Origin of the sequence: Ferdinandcohnia sp. FSL W7-1320 (assembly GCF_038050315.1) — a bacterium.
GTDB classification, from domain to species: domain Bacteria; phylum Bacillota; class Bacilli; order Bacillales; family Bacillaceae_L; genus Ferdinandcohnia; species Ferdinandcohnia aciditolerans.
This window is the reverse complement of sequence record NZ_JBBPAM010000001.1, coordinates 3110869-3132581: the sequence shown is the minus strand read 5'-3', so window position 1 is coordinate 3132581 and position 21713 is coordinate 3110869. Positions and strand designations below refer to the sequence as shown.

Below are 21713 nucleotides of genomic sequence, written 5' to 3'. Positions count from 1 at the left end.
TATTTGGGGGTGAACATATGAGTAGAATGCGTGTATACGAATATGCAAAACAACAAAATATCTCAAGTAAAGAAGTTATTACAAAGCTTAAAGAGATGGACATAGAGGTTAAAAATCATATGGCAACAATTGAAGGAGATATTTTGAAAAAATTGGATCAAACATTTGGTAAAAAAACAGAAACTGCTAAGGCTACAAGCGAGCAAAATAAAAATAATAACTCAAAACCACCTGTTAATAATAATGCTACAACTAAAGTGGTTGACAAAAAAGAAGTTAAGAATAAGCCTGCAACTCCTAAAAACCGTGACGCTAAAAAGCCTGAAAATCAAGGACAGAAAAAGGGTTTTCAGTCAAATCATAACAATAATAACAGAAGAAATAAAAACAACAGACAAAAAGGTAATAACCGTCCAAATCATCAACAACAACCGGTTCAACCAAAGCCTGAAAAAAAATTACCTGAAAAAATTACTTTCATTGGTTCATTAACCGTTGGAGAGTTAGCAAAAAAATTAGGTAAAGAGCCTTCTGAGATTATTAAAAAGTTATTCATGTTAGGTGTTATGGCGACAATTAACCAAGAGCTTGATAAAGATTCCATCGAATTAATTGCTTCTGAATATGGTGTTGAGGTCGAAGAGGAAATTGTCTTTGACGTTACCGAATTCGAACAGTATGTCGAGGAAGATAATGAAGAGGACCTAATTGAAAGACCTTCGATTGTTACAATCATGGGACATGTAGACCATGGTAAAACTACTACTCTTGATTCCATCCGAAATACAAAGGTTACAGCTGGGGAAGCTGGTGGGATTACACAGCATATTGGTGCTTATCAAGTTGTTGATAACGGAAAGAAAATAACTTTCTTAGACACACCAGGACACGCCGCTTTTACCACTATGCGTGCGAGAGGTGCTCAGGTTACTGATATTACTGTTTTAGTAGTCGCAGCAGATGATGGTGTAATGCCGCAAACAGTTGAAGCAATTAACCATGCAAAGGCTGCTGAGGTGCCAATTATCGTAGCAGTGAATAAAATGGATAAACCAACAGCAAATCCTGATCGTGTAATGCAGGAATTAACTGAACATGGTTTAGTTCCTGAGGCTTGGGGAGGAGACACAATCTTCGTTCCAATCTCGGCGTTAACAGGAGAAGGAATCGACAACTTGCTTGAAATGATTCTTCTAGTGAGTGAAGTTGAAGAATATAAGGCAAACCCTAAGAGAAGAGCAACAGGTACTGTAATTGAAGCAAAGCTCGATAAAGGAAGAGGTTCAGTTGCTACACTACTAGTCCAAAACGGAACGTTACGCATTGGTGACCCAATCGTAGTTGGAAACACATTTGGTCGTGTCCGTGCAATGGTTAATGATTTAGGCCGTCGTGTTAAAGAGGCAGGACCTTCTACTCCAGTTGAAATTACTGGACTAAGTGATGTCCCACAAGCCGGTGATCAATTCGTTGTTTTTGAAGATGAAAAGAAAGCACGACAAGTTGGAGAAGCTAGAGCTCAGAAGCAATTAGTTGAGCAACGTGGTGACAAAGTGAAAGTAAGTCTAGAAGATTTATTTGAGCATATTAAACAAGGTGAAATGAAGGAAATTAACTTAATCGTAAAAGCTGACGTTCAAGGTTCTGTTGAGGCTTTGGCAGCTTCTCTTCAAAAAATTGATGTAGAAGGTGTTAAAGTTAAGATTATCCATACCGGTGTCGGTGCGATTAATGAATCTGATATTACACTTGCATCAGCTTCAAATGCAATTGTAATCGGCTTTAATGTACGACCTGATGTGAATGCGAAACGAACTGCAGAAGCAGAAGAGGTCGATATCCGTCTTCACCGCATTATCTATAAAGTAATTGAAGAAATTGAATCTGCAATGAAGGGTATGCTTGACCCTGAATTTGAAGAGAAAGTAATTGGGCAAGCAGAAGTACGTACAACCTTCAAGGTATCGAAGATCGGTACAATTGCTGGTTCTTACGTGACAGATGGTAAAATCACTCGAGACAGCGGTGTTCGCCTAATTCGTGATGGAGTTGTTATCTTTGAAGGAGAAATTGATACATTAAAACGTTTCAAGGATGATGTGAAGGAAGTTGCGCAAAACTATGAGTGTGGTATAACAATTGCGAAATTCAACGATATTAAAGAAGGAGATATCATTGAAGCATTTGTGATGCAAGAAGTTGATCGACATTGATCGGCTATGTAGAGTGTGAATGCGTCATTTATGATGCGAATTCTTTAAAAGCAAAACGTGCCGTTTTACAAAGTGTCATTACTCGACTCAAACAAAAGTTTAATATTTCAGTTGCGGAGGTAGACCATCAAGATACATGGCAACGCACTAAATTAGCCATTGTTACTGTATCTTCAAGTCGAAAGCACTCTGAACTCGAATTAAACAATGCTCTAAAGTTTATTGATTCGTTTCCGGAATTAGATCGAACAGTAACCGATTTTGAGTGGTTATAACGAGGTGATATAAAGATGAGTTTACGACCAAATCGTGTTGGAGAACAAATGAAAAAGGAATTGAGTGACATAATTGGACGGAAGATAAAAGATCCACGCATTGGATTTGTAACTGTTACCGACGTTCAAGTTACTGGAGACCTTCAGCAAGCGAAAGTTTTTATTTCGGTTTTAGGTGATGAAGAGCAAAGGCAAAACACATTAAAAGGTCTTGCCAAAGCGAAAGGTTTTATCCGGTCAGAAATCGGTCAACGTATTCGTTTACGGAAAACACCTGAGATTCTTTTTGAATTTGACGAATCAATTGATTATGGGAATCGAATTGAAACGATCCTACATGAAATAAATAAAGATTCAAATCAAGAATCAAACCGAGAATAAAGTAGAGGATAGGCTTTAATATAAAGTCTATCCCTTTTTTCAATTTTTAAGAAAATTGTTTAAAAAACGCCTATCTAAAGGTTTAGGGGAGTGGCTCTAAGTGGATGGAATATTACTGCTTAATAAACCAAAAGGGATGACTTCCCATGATTGTGTATTCAAGGTACGGAAGTTAGTGAAAATGAAAAAAGTAGGACATACAGGAACATTAGATCCAGACGTATCAGGTGTTCTGCCAATATGTTTAGGAAGAGCGACTAAAATCGTAGAGTATGTAACTGCGGCTAATAAGACCTATGAAGGTGAAGTGAAATTAGGGTTCTCAACTACTACAGAAGATGCCTCAGGTGAAGTGGTAGATGAAAAGAGAGTAGACCGTGATATAACCAAAGATGAAGTATTGAATGTACTTCATTCGTTAACGGGTGAAATTATTCAAACCCCTCCAATGTATTCTGCTGTTAAAGTCAATGGAAAACGACTTTATGAGTATGCTAGACAAGGAATGGTAATCGAAAGACCATCCCGTAAAATTACCATACATAAGCTGGAGCTACTTAGTGATATAGTCCATACCAATCATACAGTATCATTTCGTTTCCGTGTCACCTGTAGCAAGGGTACGTATGTGAGAACGCTCGCTGTACAGATTGGTGAAAAGCTAGGGTATCCATCTCATATGTCTGATTTGATAAGAGTCTCTTCTGGTGAATTTAAACTTCAACAATGTATGACACTTGAAGAACTAGAATACTTGGTGAAAGATGGACGCATTCAGGAACATCTCCTATCAATTGAAGATGCGCTTTCCCATTTGCCCAAATTAATAATTAATGATAAAGTAGCAGAGAAAGTAAAAAATGGGTCTGTCTTGCCGGTTCCACAGGAGTTAAATCAGATCCAGGTCGGAGAACCTATTGCTGTCCTATATAATGGAGATATCCTAGCAATATATCAAAGGCATCCAGAAAAACCCAACTTGATAAAACCTATTAAAGTATTAGTCAATAATCAAGAATTAAAATAGGTTATTCGTGTAGAAAAGGTGAAATAGAAGTGAAGACGATATATATCACGCATCCACATTCCTTTAATCAAACAGATTTGCCGCCAACTGTACTGGCATTGGGATATTTTGATGGGGTCCATTTAGGCCACCAAAAAGTTGTTGAGACTGCAAAAAAGGAAGCAGAGAAACAAGGAATTGCTTGCTCTGTCATGTCTTTTGACCCTCATCCATCAATCGTCCTAAAAAAAGATGTTACACACGTAGAATATATAACTCCTTTGCATCACAAAGAAGAGTTATTTGCTCAATTTGATGTCGACTATTTGTATATAGTTAATTTCACCTCTGAGTTTGCGAGTCTTTCGCCACAACAATTTGTTGAGCAATACATTATCGGTCTTAATGTAAAACATGTTGTTGCGGGATTTGATTTTACGTACGGACGGTTTGGAAAAGGAACAATGGAAACTCTTCCTCAACATGCTAATGGGCGTTTTACCCAAACAACTGTAGAGAAATTAACCTTTAATAATGAAAAGGTGAGCTCAACGCATATCCGTGAATTTATACAAAGTGGTGAGGTTGAAAAACTTCCACCGTTATTAGGTAGATTTTACACAGTAAATGGGATTGTAGTAGATGGTGAAAAACGTGGTAGAACCATCGGTTTTCCTACTGCAAATGTTAAAACGAACGGAGATTATATTATTCCTAAAATGGGCGTGTATGCTGTTCGTTTAAAAGTTGGTTCAAAATGGTATAATGGAGTATGTAACCTTGGAGTAAAACCAACTTTTCATGACAATGTAAAGTTGCCTTCAATTGAAGTTCATCTATTTGATTTTAATGCAGATATTTATAAGGAAAAGGTTATTGTTGAATGGCATAAACGAATTCGATCGGAAAGAAAGTTTTCTTCCATTGACGAATTGGTGAAACAAATTGGACTTGATAAGGAGCAGGCGAAGGAATACTTTGAGAAAATAGACGAACATACTTGCTTTTTATCGTAAAAAGTTGTATTCTAGTTAAGTATGAAAAAGAACCATTGCGTGGCAGTACGAATCACCAACGTCTGCTAGGTAATCGGGGATACTATAATAGGAGGTGAATAGGATGGCTATCACACAAGAGCGTAAGAACGAAATTATCAGCGAGTACAAAACTCATGACAATGACACTGGTTCACCAGAGGTTCAAATCGCTGTCCTAACTGAGCAAATCAATAAGTTAAATGATCATTTACGTACACACAAGAAGGATCATCATTCACGTCGTGGTCTATTAAAGATGGTTGGTAAACGTCGTAATTTATTAACATATCTTCGTAATAAAGACGTAACTCGTTACCGTGAATTAATCAACAAGCTTGGACTACGTCGATAATCTACGAAAAAGCGGGAGCATTCCCGCTTTTTTATTAGGTTAAAAATTGAGGGATTTTTTTCCTCCATTTCTACTATTTGAACAAAAATTCACTTTACATATTTAACGAGTATTGATATGTTCGAATAAATTAGTTCATACTATCATTACATATATTTGAATGTGATTTAGAGAGGGGTACTATTATATGGAACAAGGAAAGCAAGTTTTTTCCATGGACTGGGCAGGCCGACAGCTGACTGTTGAAATTGGTCAACTAGCAAAGCAAGCTAATGGGGCTGTATTAGTTCGTTATGGAGAGACTGCTGTCTTAAGTACAGCAACAGCTTCGAAAGAGCCAAAACCATTGGATTTCTTTCCGCTTACTGTAAACTATGAAGAACGATTATATGCAGTTGGAAAAATCCCTGGAGGTTTTATCAAACGTGAGGGTAGACCAAGTGAAAAGGCGATTCTAGCAAGTCGATTAATAGACCGACCGATTCGACCTTTATTTGCTGATGGATTCAGAAATGAAGTTCAAGTTGTCAGTATCGTAATGAGTGTTGATCAAGATTGCTCTTCAGAAATGGCAGCAATGTTTGGTTCATCATTAGCGTTATCTGTTTCAGATATCCCATTTGAAGGTCCAATAGCAGGTGTTACTGTTGGTAGAGTTGACAATCAATTTATTATCAACCCTTCAGTGAAAGACCAGGAAATGAGCGATATCAATCTAGTTGTTGCCGGTACAAAAGATGCGATCAATATGGTTGAAGCGGGTGCTGAAGAAGTTCCTGAAGAAGTGATGCTTGAAGCAATTATGTTTGGACATGAAGAAATTAAACGATTAATTGCTTTTCAAGAAAAAATCGTTGCAGAAATCGGTAAAGAAAAAAGAGAGATTGTCCTTTACGAGCTTGATTCAGAATTAGAAGCACAAATTCGTGCAAAAGCCGAAGAGGATATTAACAAAGCTGTACAAGTTGCTGAAAAGCATGCAAGAGAAGATGCAATTAATGAAATTAAAGCTGCAATTATAGAAGAATACACTGAACAAGAAGCTGATGAGGCGACTCTTAAGCAAGTGAAAGAAATTTTAAATAAACTTGTAAAAGAAGAAGTTCGACGCTTAATCACTGTTGAAAAGGTTCGCCCTGACGGAAGACAAATCGACGAAATTCGTCCACTTTCATCAGAAGTAGGATTATTATCTCGTACACATGGTTCTGGACTATTCACACGTGGACAAACCCAAGCATTAAGTATTTGTACACTTGGTGCATTAGGTGATGTGCAAATCCTTGATGGGTTAGGTATAGAGGAAACAAAACGTTTTATGCACCACTATAATTTCCCTCAATTCAGTGTCGGTGAAACGGGACCTATGAGAGGCCCAGGTCGTCGTGAAATTGGACATGGTGCTTTGGGTGAGCGTGCATTGGAACCTGTTGTGCCTTCTGAAAAAGATTTTCCATATACCATCCGCCTAGTTTCTGAAGTATTAGAATCAAATGGATCTACTTCCCAAGCTAGTATATGTGCAAGTACATTAGCTATGATGGATGCAGGTGTTCCAATTAAAGCACCTGTTGCTGGGATTGCTATGGGGCTCATTAAATCAGGAGAGCACTATACAGTATTAACTGATATTCAAGGCATGGAAGATCACTTAGGAGATATGGACTTTAAAGTTGCGGGAACATCAAAGGGTGTAACTGCTTTACAAATGGATATTAAAATAGCAGGTCTTTCACGAGAAATCCTTGAGGAAGCATTACAGCAAGCTAAAAAAGGCCGTATGCAAATTCTTGATTCAATGTTAGCAACACTAACAACCCCAAGATCTGAGCTTTCTAAGTATGCACCTAAGATCTTAACACTAAAAATTAATCCAGATAAAATCCGTGATGTTATTGGGCCAAGTGGTAAACAGATCAATAAGATCATTGACGAAACTGGCGTAAAAATTGATATTGAGCAAGACGGTACAGTCTTTATTTCTTCAGTTGATGAAGCAATGAACCAAAAAGCCAAGAAAATCATCGAAGATATTGTTCGTGAAGTAGAAGTTGGTCAAATGTACCTCGGAAAAGTAAAACGTATTGAAAAGTTCGGCGCATTTGTTGAAATTTTCAGTGGAAAAGATGGACTTGTTCATATTTCTGAACTTGCAGAAGAGCGAGTTGGAAAAGTTGAGGATGTAGTCTCAATCGGTGATGAACTTCTTGTGAAGGTTACTGAAATTGATAAGCAAGGCCGTGTAAACCTTTCAAGAAAAGCCGTTTTACGAGAACAAAAAGAAAAGCAACAACAATAATAAACTTTGGAAAGCCTGGTAAACCGGGCTTTTTAGGTTTTTATTTTTGTAATGAAATCGTTTTTTAAAGTTTGAACAGTTGCCATAGTACTTTTCTTGATTTGTGTTCTACCTTGTCCCTCCTTTACATATTTTCTAGTAAAGAGGGGGATTGTTATGAAAAAAAGGTATATACAATTTATTGCTTTTATATTCATATTATTGGTTTCAATTGGATCATTACATAATCCGTTCACTAATGATTACGTTCAGGGATTAAAAAACAGTACTTTAAAAGAAAGCGCTGACGCAATCCCTGTTAGTAGTAGTGACAAACTTTTAAATGAAATTGAAAAAAGGGCAATTGAATATAGTATTCCTGCAGAAGATGCTAAGATTGACCCTGTTTGGAAAGCAACACCTGGCCTCAATGGGCTTGAGGTAGATGTTAAAGCTTCATATGAAAAGATGAAAAAAGAGGGTGTATTTGATGAAAATAGGCTGGTGTATAAACAGCTATCACCTAAAGTTCATCTTGAAGATTTACCTTCGTCTGCTATTTATCGCGGAAATCCAAACAAACCACTTGTATCATTTATCATAAATGTTGCATGGGGGAATGAGTATATTCCTGATATGCTTGCGACGTTAAAAAAACATAATGTAAAAGCAACTTTTTTCTTAGAAGGAAGATGGGTAAAGGAAAATCCAGATTTAGCTAAAATGATTGTGGATGCTGGACATGAAGTAGGCAACCATTCCTATACACATCCTGATATGAAGACCTTGTCCTCAGATCTTGTTAGAGAGCAATTAATGAAGACAAATCAGGTAATTGAGGCAGCTACTGGGAAAAAGCCAACTCTCTTTGCTCCGCCAAGTGGAAGCTACCGTGATGAAGTCGTTAAAATTGCAGATGAACTCGGTATGAAAACAATTATGTGGAGTGTGGATACAATCGATTGGCAGCGTCCACAACCCCATGTTTTAGTTCAAAGGGTAATGGGCAAAGTCCATCCTGGCGCCATGGTTTTAATGCATCCAACATCACCAACTGCTCAAAGTCTCGAAAGATTAATTATATCTATTAAACAAAAAGATCTAGCAATCGACAACGTTTCTACATTATTAAACGAAGAACGTATAATACTAAAGAAAAAGTAGTGGTGTTTAACTTTATCCAACTATAAGTCCACCTTTTATAAAAGGCTACTAAATGAAATAGAGTATACAATCCAGTAGGAGAACAAAACCTAGTTGAATAAAGTTAAAGCCTCCGGCGGATGCCACGATTTTTTAAAGGTAATTTTTCGAGCATAAGATCAAAGACTAAGGACGCCACTTCCTGTGGCAACGTCTTTGTGACCCACCTCGTGTGGGCCTAAAAAAATCGGGCGCAAATACGCCAAGGCGCATTTGATTACAGGAGGAATCCAGCATTGATTAAAAAGTATACTTGTCAAAATGGTGTAAGAATTGTATTAGAAAACATCCCAACTGTTCGATCAGTTGCAATTGGTGTTTGGATTGGGACAGGATCACGAAACGAAAGCCCCGAGAATAACGGTATTTCTCATTTTCTAGAACATATGTTTTTCAAAGGTACGAAGACAAGAACAGCAAGAGAAATTGCGGAGTCTTTTGATAGTATTGGTGGACAGGTAAACGCATTCACCTCAAAAGAATACACTTGTTATTACGCAAAGGTATTAGATGAACATGCAAAATTTGCACTAGATGTTCTAGCGGATATGTTCTTCAATTCGAACTTTGATGAAGAAGAACTGAAAAAAGAAAAAAATGTAGTACTAGAAGAGATAAAAATGTACGAAGATACACCAGATGATATCGTCCATGATTTATTAAGTAAGGCTACTTATGAAAATCATCCATTAGGTTATCCAATTCTAGGAACAGAAGAAACATTGGAAACCTTTAATGGTGATAAACTACGTCAATATATGAATCAAATGTATACTCCAGAAAATGTGGTCGTGTCTATCGCTGGTAATATTGATGAGAACTTTATTTCTGAAGTTGAGTCATACTTTGGTAGTTATTCAGGAAATCAGACGAAATATGAGTTGCAAAAACCTTCATTCCATACAAATAAGATTACTCGAAAGAAAGAAACCGAACAAGCGCATCTTTGCTTAGGCTTTAATGGCTTACAAATTGGAGATAAAGATGTGTACGATCTTATTGTGCTAAATAATATTCTTGGCGGTAGTATGAGTAGCCGTCTATTCCAAGACGTACGTGAGCAAAAAGGGCTAGCGTATTCTGTATTCTCTTATCATTCCTCTTATAAGGATGCAGGGATGGTCACCATTTATGGGGGCACAGGAAGTAAACAACTTAATTTGTTATTTGAAACAATACAGGAAACATTAGCAAAGCTTAAAGCAGAAGGTATCACCGATAAGGAATTAAAAAATAGCAAAGAGCAAATGAAGGGTAGCCTTATGCTCGGACTTGAAAGTACAAACAGTAGAATGAGCCGAAATGGTAAAAATGAATTATTATTAAAGAAACATAAAAACCTAGATGAAATTTTAGATGAAATTAATGTCGTTAGTGAAAATAGCGTGAATGCAATGGCAGAACGAGTCTTCACAGACGATTTTTCACTTGCATTAATTAGCCCTACAGACGATTTACCGAATAAGCTTTCAAATTGATTTTGATTCTAAAAATGTGGACTACTCCATACACTGTACAAAGGACATGTGAGGGGTGGTCTTTTTTGAGGCTAAGTGAATTAAGTGGAAAAGAAATTGTTGATGTAAAACGAGCGGAAAGACTAGGCGTTTTAGGTCAAACTGATTTAGAAATTGATGAGAGAACCGGTCAAATAAAGGCTCTCATCATTCCATCTTTAAAATGGTTTGGCTTAAAGAAACAAGGCAATGAAGTTCGCGTATCATGGCAGCATATACGCAAAATTGGTACAGATATGATCATCATTGATATTCCAGATGATTTTGGAACAGAATAAGCAGAATAGTAATACAATGTAAACCCACGGGACTCCCGCGGGTTTTTTATTTTTTTAGGAAAATGTTATTCTAAGCAAATTTCAGCTTGTTCTTTCACCTATTTGAGCAATGCCTCATAGTATGGTGAAGTAAATAAAATTATGGTAATTTTATGGATTGTTGAGGCTATCCCTCAAAAAACGATATGAAAAAACCGAAGTTCACCGACGTGATGACTAACATACACTCGGGGTTCACTTTAGGTAAAAGAAGGTGATAAAACATATGTTAACTGATATGCATGTGGCTATTATAGGTGGAGATGCACGACAGTTGGAGGTAATCCGTAAACTAATTGAATTAGATGCAAGGCTTTCTTTAATAGGATTTGATCAATTAGACCATGGGTTTACTGGAGCATCAAAAGAACGATTAGACGAAATCGACTTTACAGATATAGATGCAATTATTTTACCGGTATCAGGAACAAACAGTGCAGGAGAGGTTGAAACTATTTTTTCAAATGAAACAGTCGTCTTATCTGAAGATATTCTATCACAAACACCTGAACACTGTGTTGTCTATTCGGGAATTAGCAATTCCTATTTAGATGGGATTATAAAGGCAACCAATCGAAAATTAGTGCGTTTATTTGAAAGAGACGATGTTGCAATTTATAATTCCATTCCAACCGTTGAAGGAACCATTATGATGGTCATTCAACATACTGATATAACCATTCATAATTCAAGAGTGGCTGTACTAGGTCTTGGCAGAGTTGGAATGAGTGTTGCAAGAAGCTTTGCTGCTTTAGGGGCAAATGTTAAAGTTGGTGTAAGAAAAACAGAGCATATTGCAAGAATTACGGAAATGGGATTGACGCCTTTTCATCTATCGGATATTGCTGAAGAAGTTAAGGATATCGATGTTTGTATTAATACAATCCCACACTTAATCGTGACGGCAAGTGTGATTTCCAAAATGCCTGCACATACATTGATTGTTGATCTAGCCTCTAAGCCCGGGGGAACAGATTTTAGATATGCAGAAAAAAGAGGGATAAAAGCCTTATTAGCACCTGGGTTACCTGGTATTGTCGCTCCGAAGACAGCCGGTCAAATAGTTGCGAATGTATTATCTCAACTACTTCTTGAGTTATTACAACAAAGAGAGGAGAACGAATAATATGGCTTCATTAAAAGGAAAAAGAATCGGATTTGGTCTTACAGGGTCTCATTGTACGTACGATGCTGTATTTCCAGAAATAGTTAGACTGGTTGATGAGGGTGCTGAAGTAATACCTGTTGTGTCGTGGACTGTTCAATCAACTAATACCCGTTTTGGAGAAGGAGCAGAGTGGATTGAAAGAATTGAAAAAGCAACAGGGAATAAAGCAATTGACTCGATTGTAAAAGCAGAACCATTAGGTCCCAAAATCCCTCTTGATTGCATGGTGATTGCTCCACTTACAGGGAATTCAATGAGTAAATTCGCGAATGCGTTAACTGATTCTCCAGTCTTAATGGCTGCTAAAGCAACCTTACGTAATCAGTCCCCTGTTGTTTTGGGAATATCCACAAATGACGCATTAGGTTTAAATGGTGTGAACCTAATGAGGTTAATGGCAACAAAAAATATATACTTTATTCCGTATGGCCAAGATGCACCAACAAAAAAGCCTAATTCAATGGTTGCGCGTATGACGATGTTAAGGGACACTGTTGCTGCAGCAATTGAAGGAAAGCAATTACAGCCGGTAATTGTAGAAAGATTTCGTGACGACGAAGAATAACGAAAATTTTTTGAATAAAGGGGAAAGAATGAAAATTCTTCTCTCCTTTAGTACTTGTATGTGGTAAAATATATATCATTAAACGTAAATTAGACGTTCTAGTAATACTTGGAAGGGGAATTTCAAATGACAGTAGAAAAAGAATTACATGTTGCGGTTGTAGGTGCTACAGGTGCTGTAGGAATGCAAATGATCAAAACACTTGAAGAAACGGATTTTCCATTAACTAAATTAACTTTATTATCATCAGAACGTTCTGCTGGTAAAAAGATTGACTATAGAGGTAAAGAAATAACAGTTGAGGTTGCAACACCAGAAAAATTTGAAGGTGTTGATATTGCCTTATTTAGTGCTGGAGGAGGAGTATCAAAAGAACTAGCTCCTGAAGCAGTTAAGCGCGGTGCAATTGTAGTTGATAACACAAGTGCATTTAGAATGGATGAAAATGTGCCATTAGTAGTACCAGAGGTAAACGAAAATGACCTATTAAAACACAATGGAATTATTGCAAATCCAAACTGTTCTACTATTCAAATGGTTGTTGCTTTAGAACCAATTCGTAAGGCTTATGGTTTATCCAAGGTTATTGTATCAACATATCAAGCAGTTTCAGGATCCGGAGTTGCTGCGATTCAAGAAATGAATGAGCAAACGAAGGAAATTATCGAAGGTAATGAAGTTACGCCTAAGATCTTACCTGTAAAAGGTGACAAAAAGCATTACCAGATTGCTTTTAATGCTATTCCACAAATCGATAAATTTGAAGATAATGGGTTCACTTTTGAAGAAATGAAAATGATTAACGAAACTAAGAAAATTATGCATTTACCTGAGCTTCATGTTGCTGCAACATGTGTTCGTTTACCAGTTGAAACAGGACATTCAGAATCTGTTTATTTTGAAACAACTAAAAATGATGTGTCTGCACAAGACGTAAAAGAATTATTATCTTCTGCACCAGGAATTGTATTAGAAGACAATCCAGCAGAGCAAGTATATCCAATGCCAATTCATGCAGTTGGTAAAAAAGATGTGTTCGTAGGAAGAATCAGAAAAGACCTAGACCAAGATAATGGGTTCCATATGTGGGTAGTATCTGACAATCTACTAAAAGGTGCTGCATGGAACTCCGTACAAATTGCTGGTAGTCTTATTAAGCTAGGCTTAGTAGCGAAATAATCGTTTGAACCAAAACATGAGGTGGTATCATGAATATCGTTGTTCAAAAATTTGGCGGAACCTCAGTACGGGATGAAGAATCAAGGGAAAGAGCAAGAAAACATATTGAAAGTGCCGTCTCGGAAGGATATAAAGTAGTTGTTGTTGTATCGGCTATGGGGAGAATGGGTGACCCATATGCAACTGATACACTTTTAAGCTTAGTAGGGGAGCAAAATCCAGCAATTAGCGATAGGGAAATGGATATGCTAGTATCCTGCGGAGAAATTATTTCTAGTGTCGTTTTTACCAATATGTTAAATCAATCTGGAATCTCTGCAGCTGCTTTAAATGGTGGGCAGGCCGGTTTCAGGACAAATGGTGATCATACAAATGCAAGAATTATTGAAATGAAGTGTGACCGTTTGTTACAAACACTTGAATCCCATGATGTAGTTGTAGTCACAGGCTTTCAAGGAATCTCTAAAACAGGTGACATTACGACCTTAGGTAGAGGTGGAAGTGATACTTCTGCTGCGGCACTTGGTGTTGCATTGCAAGCTGAGTGGATTGATATTTTTACAGATGTAGAAGGTGTTATGACAGCAGACCCACGAATCGTTGGTGATGCAAAGCCACTATCAGTCGTAACATATAACGAGATCGTGAACATGGCATACCAAGGTGCAAAAGTAATTCATCCGCGTGCAGTTGAAATTGCAATGGATGCAAAGGTACCCATAAGGGTACGTTCAACTTATTCGGATGCACCTGGAACTCTTGTAACAACAATCGATAAACGTCGAGGTGTCGAGGTCAAGGATCGATTAATTACAGGTATTGCACACGTGACAAATGTAACGCAATTAAAGGTTCAAGCCAAAAAAGGCCAATACAATCTTCAAACAGAAGTATTTAAGGCGATGGCCAATGAAAAAATAAGTGTGGATTTCTTCAACATCACACCAAATGGTGTTGTTTATACGGTTTCGGGGGAAATGACAGCCCGTGCAGTTAATAAATTGAAAGAATTGGGTTATGAACCTCAGGTAACTGAAAAATGTGCGAAGGTTGCGACTGTTGGTGCGGGAATGAACGGCGTACCTGGAGTGACTGCTCGAATTGTTACAGCACTTTCAGAAAAAGGAATTCAAATCTTGCAATCAGCAGATAGTCTATCGACCATTTGGGTACTTGTTAAAGAATCTGAAATGAAGGAAGCCATAAACGCTCTTCATAAAGCATTCCATTTATCTGATGGACCTGTTGGAGCAGAAGTGGTAGACTTTTAAGGGGACAATTAGGGGAACCTCCGTAATGGAGGAGTCCCTTTCTTTAACATATCGTTTCATTTCATGTATAATTTTTTTAAGCAAGCCTAGGTTTTTTGGAAATAAGCCTAGCGCAATTGATGGGGGTAGGTGTAAAAGCATGATTGATTTTGGAAGAATTTCTACAGCTATGGTGACACCATTTGATAATAAAGGAAATATCGATTTCGGTAAAACAACTCAGTTGATTAATTATTTAATAAATACTGGAACTGAATCTTTGGTGGTAGCAGGGACAACTGGTGAATCTCCTACATTATCTTCCGAGGAAAAAGTAGCTCTTTTCCGTCACGTTGTAAAAGTTGTGGATGGTCGGGTTCCAGTAATAGCTGGAACAGGTAGCAATAATACGTATGCATCCATGGAGTTAACAAAAAAAGCACAAGAAGCCGGTGTTGATGCCATAATGCTTGTTGTCCCATATTACAATAAGCCAAGTCAAGAAGGACTCTATCAGCATTTTAAAACAATTGCTGAAAGTACAAAACTACCTATTATGCTTTACAATATTCCAGGTAGATCGGTTATTAATATGTCAGTAGAAACCATTATTAAATTGTCAAAGATACAAAATATCGTTGCTGTTAAAGAGGCAAGTGGAAGCCTAGAAGCAATGACTGAAATAATTGCTAATACTGATGAGAGTTTTGATTTATACAGTGGGGATGATGGAATTACATTGCCGGCTCTTTCAATTGGGGCAAAAGGTGTTGTTTCTGTTGCTGCCCATGTGATTGGTAATGAAATGCAACAGATGGTTACAGCCTATTTAACAGGAAACAATACGGAAGCGGCTATACATCATCAAAAACTTTTACCAATTATGAAGGGACTATTTACTGCACCAAATCCGGTTCCGGTAAAAACAGCTCTTCAAATTAAGGGATTAGACGTCGGCTCAGTTCGTTTACCATTAGTTCCATTAAACGAACAAGAACGAATTGAATTAACAAAATTAATAGGAAAATAAAAAACGTGCTAAAAAGTCAATCAAACTGATTGGCTTTTTACTTTCGCCCACTTTCGAGAATGAAATAGAACCATGTGTTTATACTAAATGGTAAATGGGTTGAAAGGAGAATACAATGAATAATAATCAATACATAAATGCAGATCAACCACAAGGGGATCAGGATAAAAATGAAACCAAGGGTTCATCATTAGTTGATAAGATTCAACAATTAGGACAAACTAATGTCCCTCAAATGTCAAATGACAGTAAAATACATTGCCTTACAATTGTTGGTCAAATTGAAGGTCATATTCAATTACCTCCCCAAAATAAAACAACTAAATATGAACATGTTATACCTCAAATAGTTGCGATTGAACAAAACCCAAAAATTGAAGGTTTATTAGTTATTTTAAATACAGTTGGGGGGGATGTTGAGGCAGGGCTTGCCATATCAGAAATGCTTGCATCACTCTCAAAACCAACTGTTTCAATTGTTTTAGGGGGCGGTCACTCGATAGGTGTTCCCATTGCCGTGGCGTGTGATTATTCTTTTATTGCCGAAACGGCGACGATGACAATCCATCCTGTAAGACTAACCGGTCTAGTTATCGGTGTACCTCAAACATTTGAGTACTTGGATAAAATGCAAGAGCGCGTGGTTAATTTTGTAATTGGGCACTCGCAAATAACCGAAGATAAATTCAAGGAATTGATGTTTTCAAAAGGTAATTTAACAAGGGATATTGGTACTAATGTAATAGGTTCTGATGCAGTAAAATATGGGCTGATTAATGAAATTGGTGGAATTGGACAGGCCATTAAGAAATTAAATGAGTTAATTGATGAGAGAAATGTAACTGAAGAAAGTGGGCAGATGATTCAATGATTCTATACACTATGATGCCACAAGAGCTAATTTATCCACAAACTGAAATGGAAGAAAGTAATTTTAAGTATGTTGATATTAACGGTGTTTCACTTGCCGTTAGCCAAGTTGGGAATGGTGAATACACAATTGAAAGAGTCATGAGCACCGACCCACAGCACTTTTTAGACGGAAGATACTCTCCCGGTCAAAAAATTAGATTTTAGTTTACAAACGTTTTTTGCTCATTCTTGTGAAACCATTGGGTTCCACAAACCTTTCAGCTTTGGCTGAGAGGTTGTCAAAAAAGTCAATGAGTTAAAGGGCAAGCAGCTTGTCCCTGATTACATTGTCTTTTTGACAAATGGGCTAAAATGACAAAGTGAAGTATTGATCCTATCATTTCATCAATTGTCCTAAATTGGTATAATGTGCTATAATTTAACTAATTTCATCGCGTAGGCAGCCAGGTTGTGGCTGCTTCTTTCTTATTATTGATAGGTAGAGTAGGTGTAGTATGGCAAAACGAAAACGTAGACAGTCGAAGCGGAAAGATGAGTGGAAAAAAACTCTTAAATTTGAATTGCTAGGATTATTATTACTAGCTTTAGCTTGTATTGGTTTAGCAAGACTTGGCACGGTAGGAACAGGTCTTGTCTATTTATTTCGATTTTTCCTTGGGAATTGGGACATTCTTGGATTAATTGGATTATTGCTTATTTCACTGTATATCATTTGGAATCGATCTCTACCGAAAATGATTACTAGGCAATTGATTGGTGTCTACTTAATAATAAGCGCCATGCTGTTATTAAGTCATATTCCATTATTCAATTTGCAAACAAACGAAGGCAAATTTACTGACCCGAGTGTTATTAAAAATACTTGGAGCATGTTTTGGGCTGTTGTAAATGGTGATACAAGTACTACAGATTTAGGCGGAGGAATGATTGGTTCTATTCTTTTTGCAGCCTCTTATTTTTTATTTGATGAAGCGGGGACAAAAATCATTTCTGTCTTTTTAATTGTAATTGGCGGTGTACTTGTTACAGGAAAATCACTTCATGATACAATTGCGAAAATCTTAGGTCCGATTGTTACATTCATACGCAATCAATGGATTGCATTTATGGATGACATGGTGAATTGGTTTCAGCAACGGAAGAGTCAGCCTAAAAAAGAAAAGCAGAAAAAGAATAAGGAGCCTAAAATAAAGGACACTCAAGCATCAGCAGATGATAATATCGATGATGTACCTGTTGAGATTCCTATTGAACCTATTATTTCAAACTTTGCCGATAAGGCCTATACAAAAGAACAAGTGGCTCAAACTGAAAAACATCAGCAAAAACAACGTGTTACAGAAGAAGATAGTGATGAAAAGATGCCAATCACCTTTACAGAAGGTGAATTAGAGAATGTTGATTATGAACTGCCACCCATTGAGCTGTTGCATCCACCGAAGCAGACAAGTCAAAGTGCAGAACATGAAAATATTTATGAAAATGCTAGAAAGCTAGAGAAAACATTCCATAGTTTTGGTGTAAAAGCAAAGGTTACAAAAGTCCACCTTGGACCTGCTGTTACAAAATATGAGGTGTACCCGGATGTTGGAGTTAAAGTTAGTAAAATCGTAAATTTAAGTGATGACTTAGCCCTCGCATTAGCTGCAAAAGATATTCGGATTGAAGCGCCAATTCCTGGAAAATCTGCAGTTGGAATCGAGGTTCCTAATTCTGAAATTGCTGTAGTGTCTTTACGTGAAGTACTTGAAGATACTGAACCGCAGCGATCAGACGCTAAATTGTTAATCGGACTTGGCCGCGATATCTCAGGTGAAGCAAAATTTGCTGAACTAAACAAAATGCCTCACTTGTTAGTAGCTGGTGCAACGGGTAGTGGTAAGAGTGTTTGTATTAATGGCATAATTACCAGCGTTCTTATGAGGGCGAAACCACATGAAGTAAAAATGATGATGATTGACCCGAAAATGGTTGAGTTAAATGTCTATAATGGAATACCACATTTATTGGCTCCTGTTGTGACAGATCCTAAGAAGGCGTCACAAGCTCTAAAGAAAGTCGTAAATGAGATGGAACGAAGATATGAATTATTCTCCCATACCCATACAAGAAATATTGAAGGTTATAATGAATATATTCGTCGCCATAATAGTGAGGAAGATGCGAAACAACCAACTCTCCCATATATTATTGTTATCGTAGACGAATTAGCAGATCTTATGATGGTCGCTTCATCAGAAGTTGAAGATTCTATTACACGTCTAGCACAAATGGCACGTGCTGCTGGAATACACTTGATCATAGCAACACAAAGACCATCAGTAGATGTTATCACAGGGGTAATTAAAGCCAATATCCCTTCCCGAATTGCTTTTAGTGTATCGTCTCAAACTGACTCGAGAACCATTTTAGATATGGGTGGAGCAGAAAAACTGTTAGGGCGAGGTGATATGCTATTTTTGCCTGTTGGAGCATCAAAACCTGTACGTGTTCAGGGAGCCTTTTTATCAGATGATGAAGTCGAAGAGGTAGTTAACTTTGTAATTGCCCAGCAAAAAGCTCAATATCAAGAAGAAATGATTCCTACCGATACTGTTGAAACAACGGAAGAAGTGGATGATGAATTATATGATGATGCTGTACAGCTCGTAATTGAAATGCAAACGGCATCTGTCTCAATGTTACAGCGTAGATTTCGAGTTGGTTATACGAGAGCTGCAAGATTGATTGATGCTATGGAAGCAAGGGGTGTAGTCGGTCCTTATGAAGGTAGCAAGCCAAGAGCTGTCCTTGTTACATCAAAAAATGAAGAAGTAGGAAGTTAGTTTTATGCAGTAAAGCTTTTTTTCAAAAGCAAGCGGCATTTGACTTATTTCTAAGAAAAGAAGAGCTGTTGCTCTTCTTTTTTTCGACAAATTACGCAATTCTTATTTATTTCTTTCAGAAAAGATGATATATTTAATTTCGGATTAACATCGGTCTAACATCAGAGGTCTGATGACTATACATAAAAATGGAGGAGTAGCAGATGTCTATCAAGTTAGATAATCGACCATTGTATTTGCAAGTAATAGATCAAATCAGACTTGATATCGAAAATGGTGTTTACAAAGAAAAGGAAAAACTACCATCAGAATTTCTCTTAGCAAAGCAATTAGGAGTTAGTAGAGCAACTCTAAGAGAAGCTTTGCGAATTCTTGAAGAGGAAAATGTGATTATTAGAAGACATGGTGTAGGTACCTTTGTAAATGCGAAACCTCTGTTTAATTCAGGAATTGAGCAAATAAGTAGTATAACAGATATGATTATTCAAGCTGGAATGTCCCCTGGTACGATCTTTTTATCAAGAACGGTAAAAGAACCTACGGATAATGACATAAAGGGTTTTGGTTGTCAGGAAACTGAAGAAATTACAAAGATAGAAAGAGTACGTACAGCAAATGCTGAGCCTGTTGTGTACTGTATAGACAAAATTCTTTCGAAAAATTTACCAACCAATTATTCACATGAGGAATCTCTCTTTGATCTATTGGAAAAAAAAGCAGGAAGAAAAATTACTTACGCGGTTACCTATATTGAGCCAATTGGGTATCACGATACAATTTCGCCAATATTAAATTGCGACCCTGAAACAGCTTTATTGTTGTTAAAACAGATGCATTACGATGAAAATGATGAACCGATCCTTTTTTCACAAAACTATTTTCGGGCTGATAAATTTTCATTCCATGTCGTGAGAAAACGTGTGTTATAAATTTGTGAATAAATGCAAAATTTAAGGAGGTGAATAAGTAATCCATTACTAAGAGAAATATAAGTTAAGGATTTGTAAAATAATAAATTTTCAGGGGGTAATTCCATGTTTAAAAAGAAGACAGGTTTTGGTCTTGCATTTCTTCTTGCAGCTGGCACATTGTTAGGTGCATGTGGAGGCGCAGATGAAGAAGGTACTGGTGCCGGTAACGGCGAAGGCGCTGACCTAAAAGTAGGTATGTCTACTGATGCAGGTTCAATCGACGATAAATCATTTAACCAAGGTACATGGGAAGGTATTTTGGCTGCTAAAGAAGAATATGGCATTCAAGAAAAGTATCTTAAACCAGCAGGCGAAACAGAAGCAGATTATCTCAAAGAAATTGGAAACTTATACGATGCAGGTTACAAATTTATTGTAACACCTGGTTTCAAATTCGAAACAGCAATCTATCAAGCACAGTCTAAATACGAAGATGCTAAATTTATTATTTTAGATGGTAACCCACATAAGGGTGACTTTGTTCCAGAAGTAGCTGACAATACAGTTGCAGTATTCTTCGCTGAGCATGAGTCTGGTTTCTTAGCTGGTGTGGCTGCTGCTTTAGAATTAAAAGAAGGAGAAGCAGGATTCATTGGTGGTATGGAAATGCCTGCTGTTCAAAAATTCAATTGGGGCTTCCAGCAGGGGTTAGCCTATGCTAATGAGAATCTAGGAACAAACCTTACAATTAAAGCGGAAAATGTTATCTACCAAGGTAGCTTTACTGATACAGCAGCAGGTGGCCAAATCGCTGCTCAAATGTATGATCGTGGAGTAAATGTTATTTTCGCAGCTGCTGGTGGTGTAGGTTTTGGTGCTATTACTGAAGCAAAAAACCGTGCTAAAGCAGGAGAAGAAGTTTGGATGTTAGGTGTAGACGTAGACCAATATGCTGATGGAGTTTATGAAGGTGAAAAATCAGTTATCTTGACTTCAGCGATGAAGAAAATTGGTAATGCCACAAAAGATTTAATCAAACAAGAACTAGATGGAAAATTCCCAGGGGGAGAAACCATAACTTATGATGTGAAAAATGATGGTGTCGGAATTCCAGATGAAAATCCGAACCTAAGCGAAGAAACTGTTACGAAAGTTAAAGAAGTTTATGAAAAGATTAAATCTGGTGAAATTGAAGTCTCAGGTGAACAAGGTAACTTAATCAAGTAATAATTTTGCTGATAAAGAGACGGTTTCATCCGTCTCTTTTGGTATGACCTTTAATCAAGAGGAGACACATTATTTAATGATGATTGGGGACTCCTAATAAAAGGAT

At 37.2% G+C, this 21713-nt stretch carries 20 protein-coding genes; all 20 read left to right on the top strand.

Annotated features, from left to right (window positions below):
- Positions 1–17 precede the first annotated feature (17 nt).
- The 20 genes from infB to NST91_RS15395 all read left to right on the top strand — a co-directional run bounded on the left by infB (position 18) and on the right by NST91_RS15395 (position 21607).
- Entirely contained in the window at positions 18–2213 is a 2196-nt protein-coding gene (gene infB / locus NST91_RS15490; protein ID WP_341331865.1) for a translation initiation factor IF-2, read from the top strand.
- Entirely contained in the window at positions 2210–2488 is a 279-nt protein-coding gene (locus NST91_RS15485) for a DUF503 domain-containing protein (protein ID WP_099362979.1), read from the top strand. Before infB ends, NST91_RS15485 begins: the two co-directional genes overlap by 4 nt.
- A 15-nt stretch (positions 2489–2503) precedes the next feature.
- Complete coding sequence (gene rbfA, locus NST91_RS15480) at positions 2504–2869, top strand: 30S ribosome-binding factor RbfA (protein ID WP_077617859.1); 366 nt, start codon at positions 2504–2506, stop codon at positions 2867–2869.
- A gap of 100 nt (positions 2870–2969) precedes the next feature.
- Positions 2970–3896, top strand: coding sequence for a tRNA pseudouridine(55) synthase TruB (gene truB, locus NST91_RS15475; RefSeq protein ID WP_341331864.1), 927 nt, complete (start codon positions 2970–2972; stop codon positions 3894–3896).
- A 29-nt stretch (positions 3897–3925) separates the two neighbouring features.
- Positions 3926–4891: a bifunctional riboflavin kinase/FAD synthetase gene (gene ribF, locus NST91_RS15470; RefSeq protein ID WP_341331863.1), complete on the top strand. Its 966-nt coding sequence runs from the start codon at positions 3926–3928 to the stop codon at positions 4889–4891.
- A gap of 103 nt (positions 4892–4994) precedes the next feature.
- Entirely contained in the window at positions 4995–5264 is a 270-nt protein-coding gene (gene rpsO, locus NST91_RS15465) for a 30S ribosomal protein S15 (RefSeq protein ID WP_341331862.1), read from the top strand.
- Between the two features lie 187 nt (positions 5265–5451).
- A complete protein-coding gene (gene pnp, locus NST91_RS15460) occupies positions 5452–7563 on the top strand; it encodes a polyribonucleotide nucleotidyltransferase (RefSeq protein WP_341331861.1) in 2112 nt (703 codons plus the stop codon).
- A gap of 156 nt (positions 7564–7719) precedes the next feature.
- Entirely contained in the window at positions 7720–8706 is a 987-nt protein-coding gene (locus tag NST91_RS15455; protein ID WP_341331860.1) for a polysaccharide deacetylase family protein, read from the top strand.
- 275 nt (positions 8707–8981) lie between these two features.
- Entirely contained in the window at positions 8982–10223 is a 1242-nt protein-coding gene (locus tag NST91_RS15450) for a M16 family metallopeptidase (protein WP_341331859.1), read from the top strand.
- 65 nt (positions 10224–10288) lie between these two features.
- The gene (locus NST91_RS15445) at positions 10289–10540 is read left to right on the top strand and encodes a YlmC/YmxH family sporulation protein (RefSeq protein WP_341331858.1); all 252 of its coding nucleotides are present in this window, start codon (positions 10289–10291) and stop codon (positions 10538–10540) included.
- Between the two features lie 265 nt (positions 10541–10805).
- Entirely contained in the window at positions 10806–11705 is a 900-nt protein-coding gene (gene dpaA, locus NST91_RS15440; RefSeq protein ID WP_341331857.1) for a dipicolinic acid synthetase subunit A, read from the top strand.
- A 1-nt stretch (position 11706) separates the two neighbouring features.
- Entirely contained in the window at positions 11707–12312 is a 606-nt protein-coding gene (gene dpaB / locus NST91_RS15435; protein WP_121446619.1) for a dipicolinate synthase subunit B, read from the top strand.
- A gap of 126 nt (positions 12313–12438) precedes the next feature.
- On the top strand, positions 12439–13491 hold the full coding sequence (asd, locus tag NST91_RS15430) for an aspartate-semialdehyde dehydrogenase (RefSeq protein ID WP_341331856.1): 1053 nt from the start codon (positions 12439–12441) through the stop codon (positions 13489–13491).
- A gap of 29 nt (positions 13492–13520) precedes the next feature.
- On the top strand, positions 13521–14762 hold the full coding sequence (gene dapG, locus NST91_RS15425) for an aspartate kinase (protein ID WP_341331855.1): 1242 nt from the start codon (positions 13521–13523) through the stop codon (positions 14760–14762).
- Between the two features lie 139 nt (positions 14763–14901).
- Complete coding sequence (dapA, locus tag NST91_RS15420; protein WP_341331854.1) at positions 14902–15771, top strand: 4-hydroxy-tetrahydrodipicolinate synthase; 870 nt, start codon at positions 14902–14904, stop codon at positions 15769–15771.
- A gap of 115 nt (positions 15772–15886) precedes the next feature.
- Positions 15887–16642, top strand: coding sequence for a ClpP family protease (locus NST91_RS15415; RefSeq protein WP_341331853.1), 756 nt, complete (start codon positions 15887–15889; stop codon positions 16640–16642).
- Positions 16639–16848 carry a YlzJ-like family protein gene (locus NST91_RS15410; protein WP_341331852.1) on the top strand — a complete coding sequence of 70 codons (210 nt, stop codon included), beginning with the start codon at positions 16639–16641 and terminating at the stop codon, positions 16846–16848. Before NST91_RS15415 ends, NST91_RS15410 begins: the two co-directional genes overlap by 4 nt.
- Before the next feature lie 290 nt (positions 16849–17138).
- Positions 17139–19469, top strand: a complete 2331-nt coding sequence (locus NST91_RS15405; protein WP_341331851.1) for a DNA translocase FtsK — start codon at positions 17139–17141, stop codon at positions 19467–19469.
- A 203-nt stretch (positions 19470–19672) separates the two neighbouring features.
- A complete protein-coding gene (locus NST91_RS15400) occupies positions 19673–20398 on the top strand; it encodes a GntR family transcriptional regulator (protein WP_341331850.1) in 726 nt (241 codons plus the stop codon).
- A gap of 105 nt (positions 20399–20503) precedes the next feature.
- Positions 20504–21607 carry a BMP family lipoprotein gene (locus tag NST91_RS15395; RefSeq protein ID WP_341331849.1) on the top strand — a complete coding sequence of 368 codons (1104 nt, stop codon included), beginning with the start codon at positions 20504–20506 and terminating at the stop codon, positions 21605–21607.
- The last annotated feature ends 106 nt before the right edge of the window (positions 21608–21713 follow it).

What these genes read in the sequence shown, in the direction of transcription:
- NST91_RS15405 (WP_341331851.1), top strand. Translation starts at nt 17,139, where the DNA reads ATGGCAAAACGAAAACGTAGACAGTCGAAGCGGAAAGATGAGTGGAAA.
- infB (WP_341331865.1), top strand. Translation starts at nt 18, where the DNA reads ATGAGTAGAATGCGTGTATACGAATATGCAAAACAACAAAATATCTCA.
- dapG (WP_341331855.1), top strand. Translation starts at nt 13,521, where the DNA reads ATGAATATCGTTGTTCAAAAATTTGGCGGAACCTCAGTACGGGATGAA.
- pnp (WP_341331861.1), top strand. Translation starts at nt 5,452, where the DNA reads ATGGAACAAGGAAAGCAAGTTTTTTCCATGGACTGGGCAGGCCGACAG.
- NST91_RS15410 (WP_341331852.1), top strand. Translation starts at nt 16,639, where the DNA reads ATGATTCTATACACTATGATGCCACAAGAGCTAATTTATCCACAAACT.
- asd (WP_341331856.1), top strand. Translation starts at nt 12,439, where the DNA reads ATGACAGTAGAAAAAGAATTACATGTTGCGGTTGTAGGTGCTACAGGT.
- NST91_RS15415 (WP_341331853.1), top strand. Translation starts at nt 15,887, where the DNA reads ATGAATAATAATCAATACATAAATGCAGATCAACCACAAGGGGATCAG.
- dapA (WP_341331854.1), top strand. Translation starts at nt 14,902, where the DNA reads ATGATTGATTTTGGAAGAATTTCTACAGCTATGGTGACACCATTTGAT.
- NST91_RS15455 (WP_341331860.1), top strand. Translation starts at nt 7,720, where the DNA reads ATGAAAAAAAGGTATATACAATTTATTGCTTTTATATTCATATTATTG.
- rpsO (WP_341331862.1), top strand. Translation starts at nt 4,995, where the DNA reads ATGGCTATCACACAAGAGCGTAAGAACGAAATTATCAGCGAGTACAAA.
- NST91_RS15395 (WP_341331849.1), top strand. Translation starts at nt 20,504, where the DNA reads ATGTTTAAAAAGAAGACAGGTTTTGGTCTTGCATTTCTTCTTGCAGCT.
- NST91_RS15400 (WP_341331850.1), top strand. Translation starts at nt 19,673, where the DNA reads ATGTCTATCAAGTTAGATAATCGACCATTGTATTTGCAAGTAATAGAT.
- dpaB (WP_121446619.1), top strand. Translation starts at nt 11,707, where the DNA reads ATGGCTTCATTAAAAGGAAAAAGAATCGGATTTGGTCTTACAGGGTCT.
- rbfA (WP_077617859.1), top strand. Translation starts at nt 2,504, where the DNA reads ATGAGTTTACGACCAAATCGTGTTGGAGAACAAATGAAAAAGGAATTG.
- dpaA (WP_341331857.1), top strand. Translation starts at nt 10,806, where the DNA reads ATGTTAACTGATATGCATGTGGCTATTATAGGTGGAGATGCACGACAG.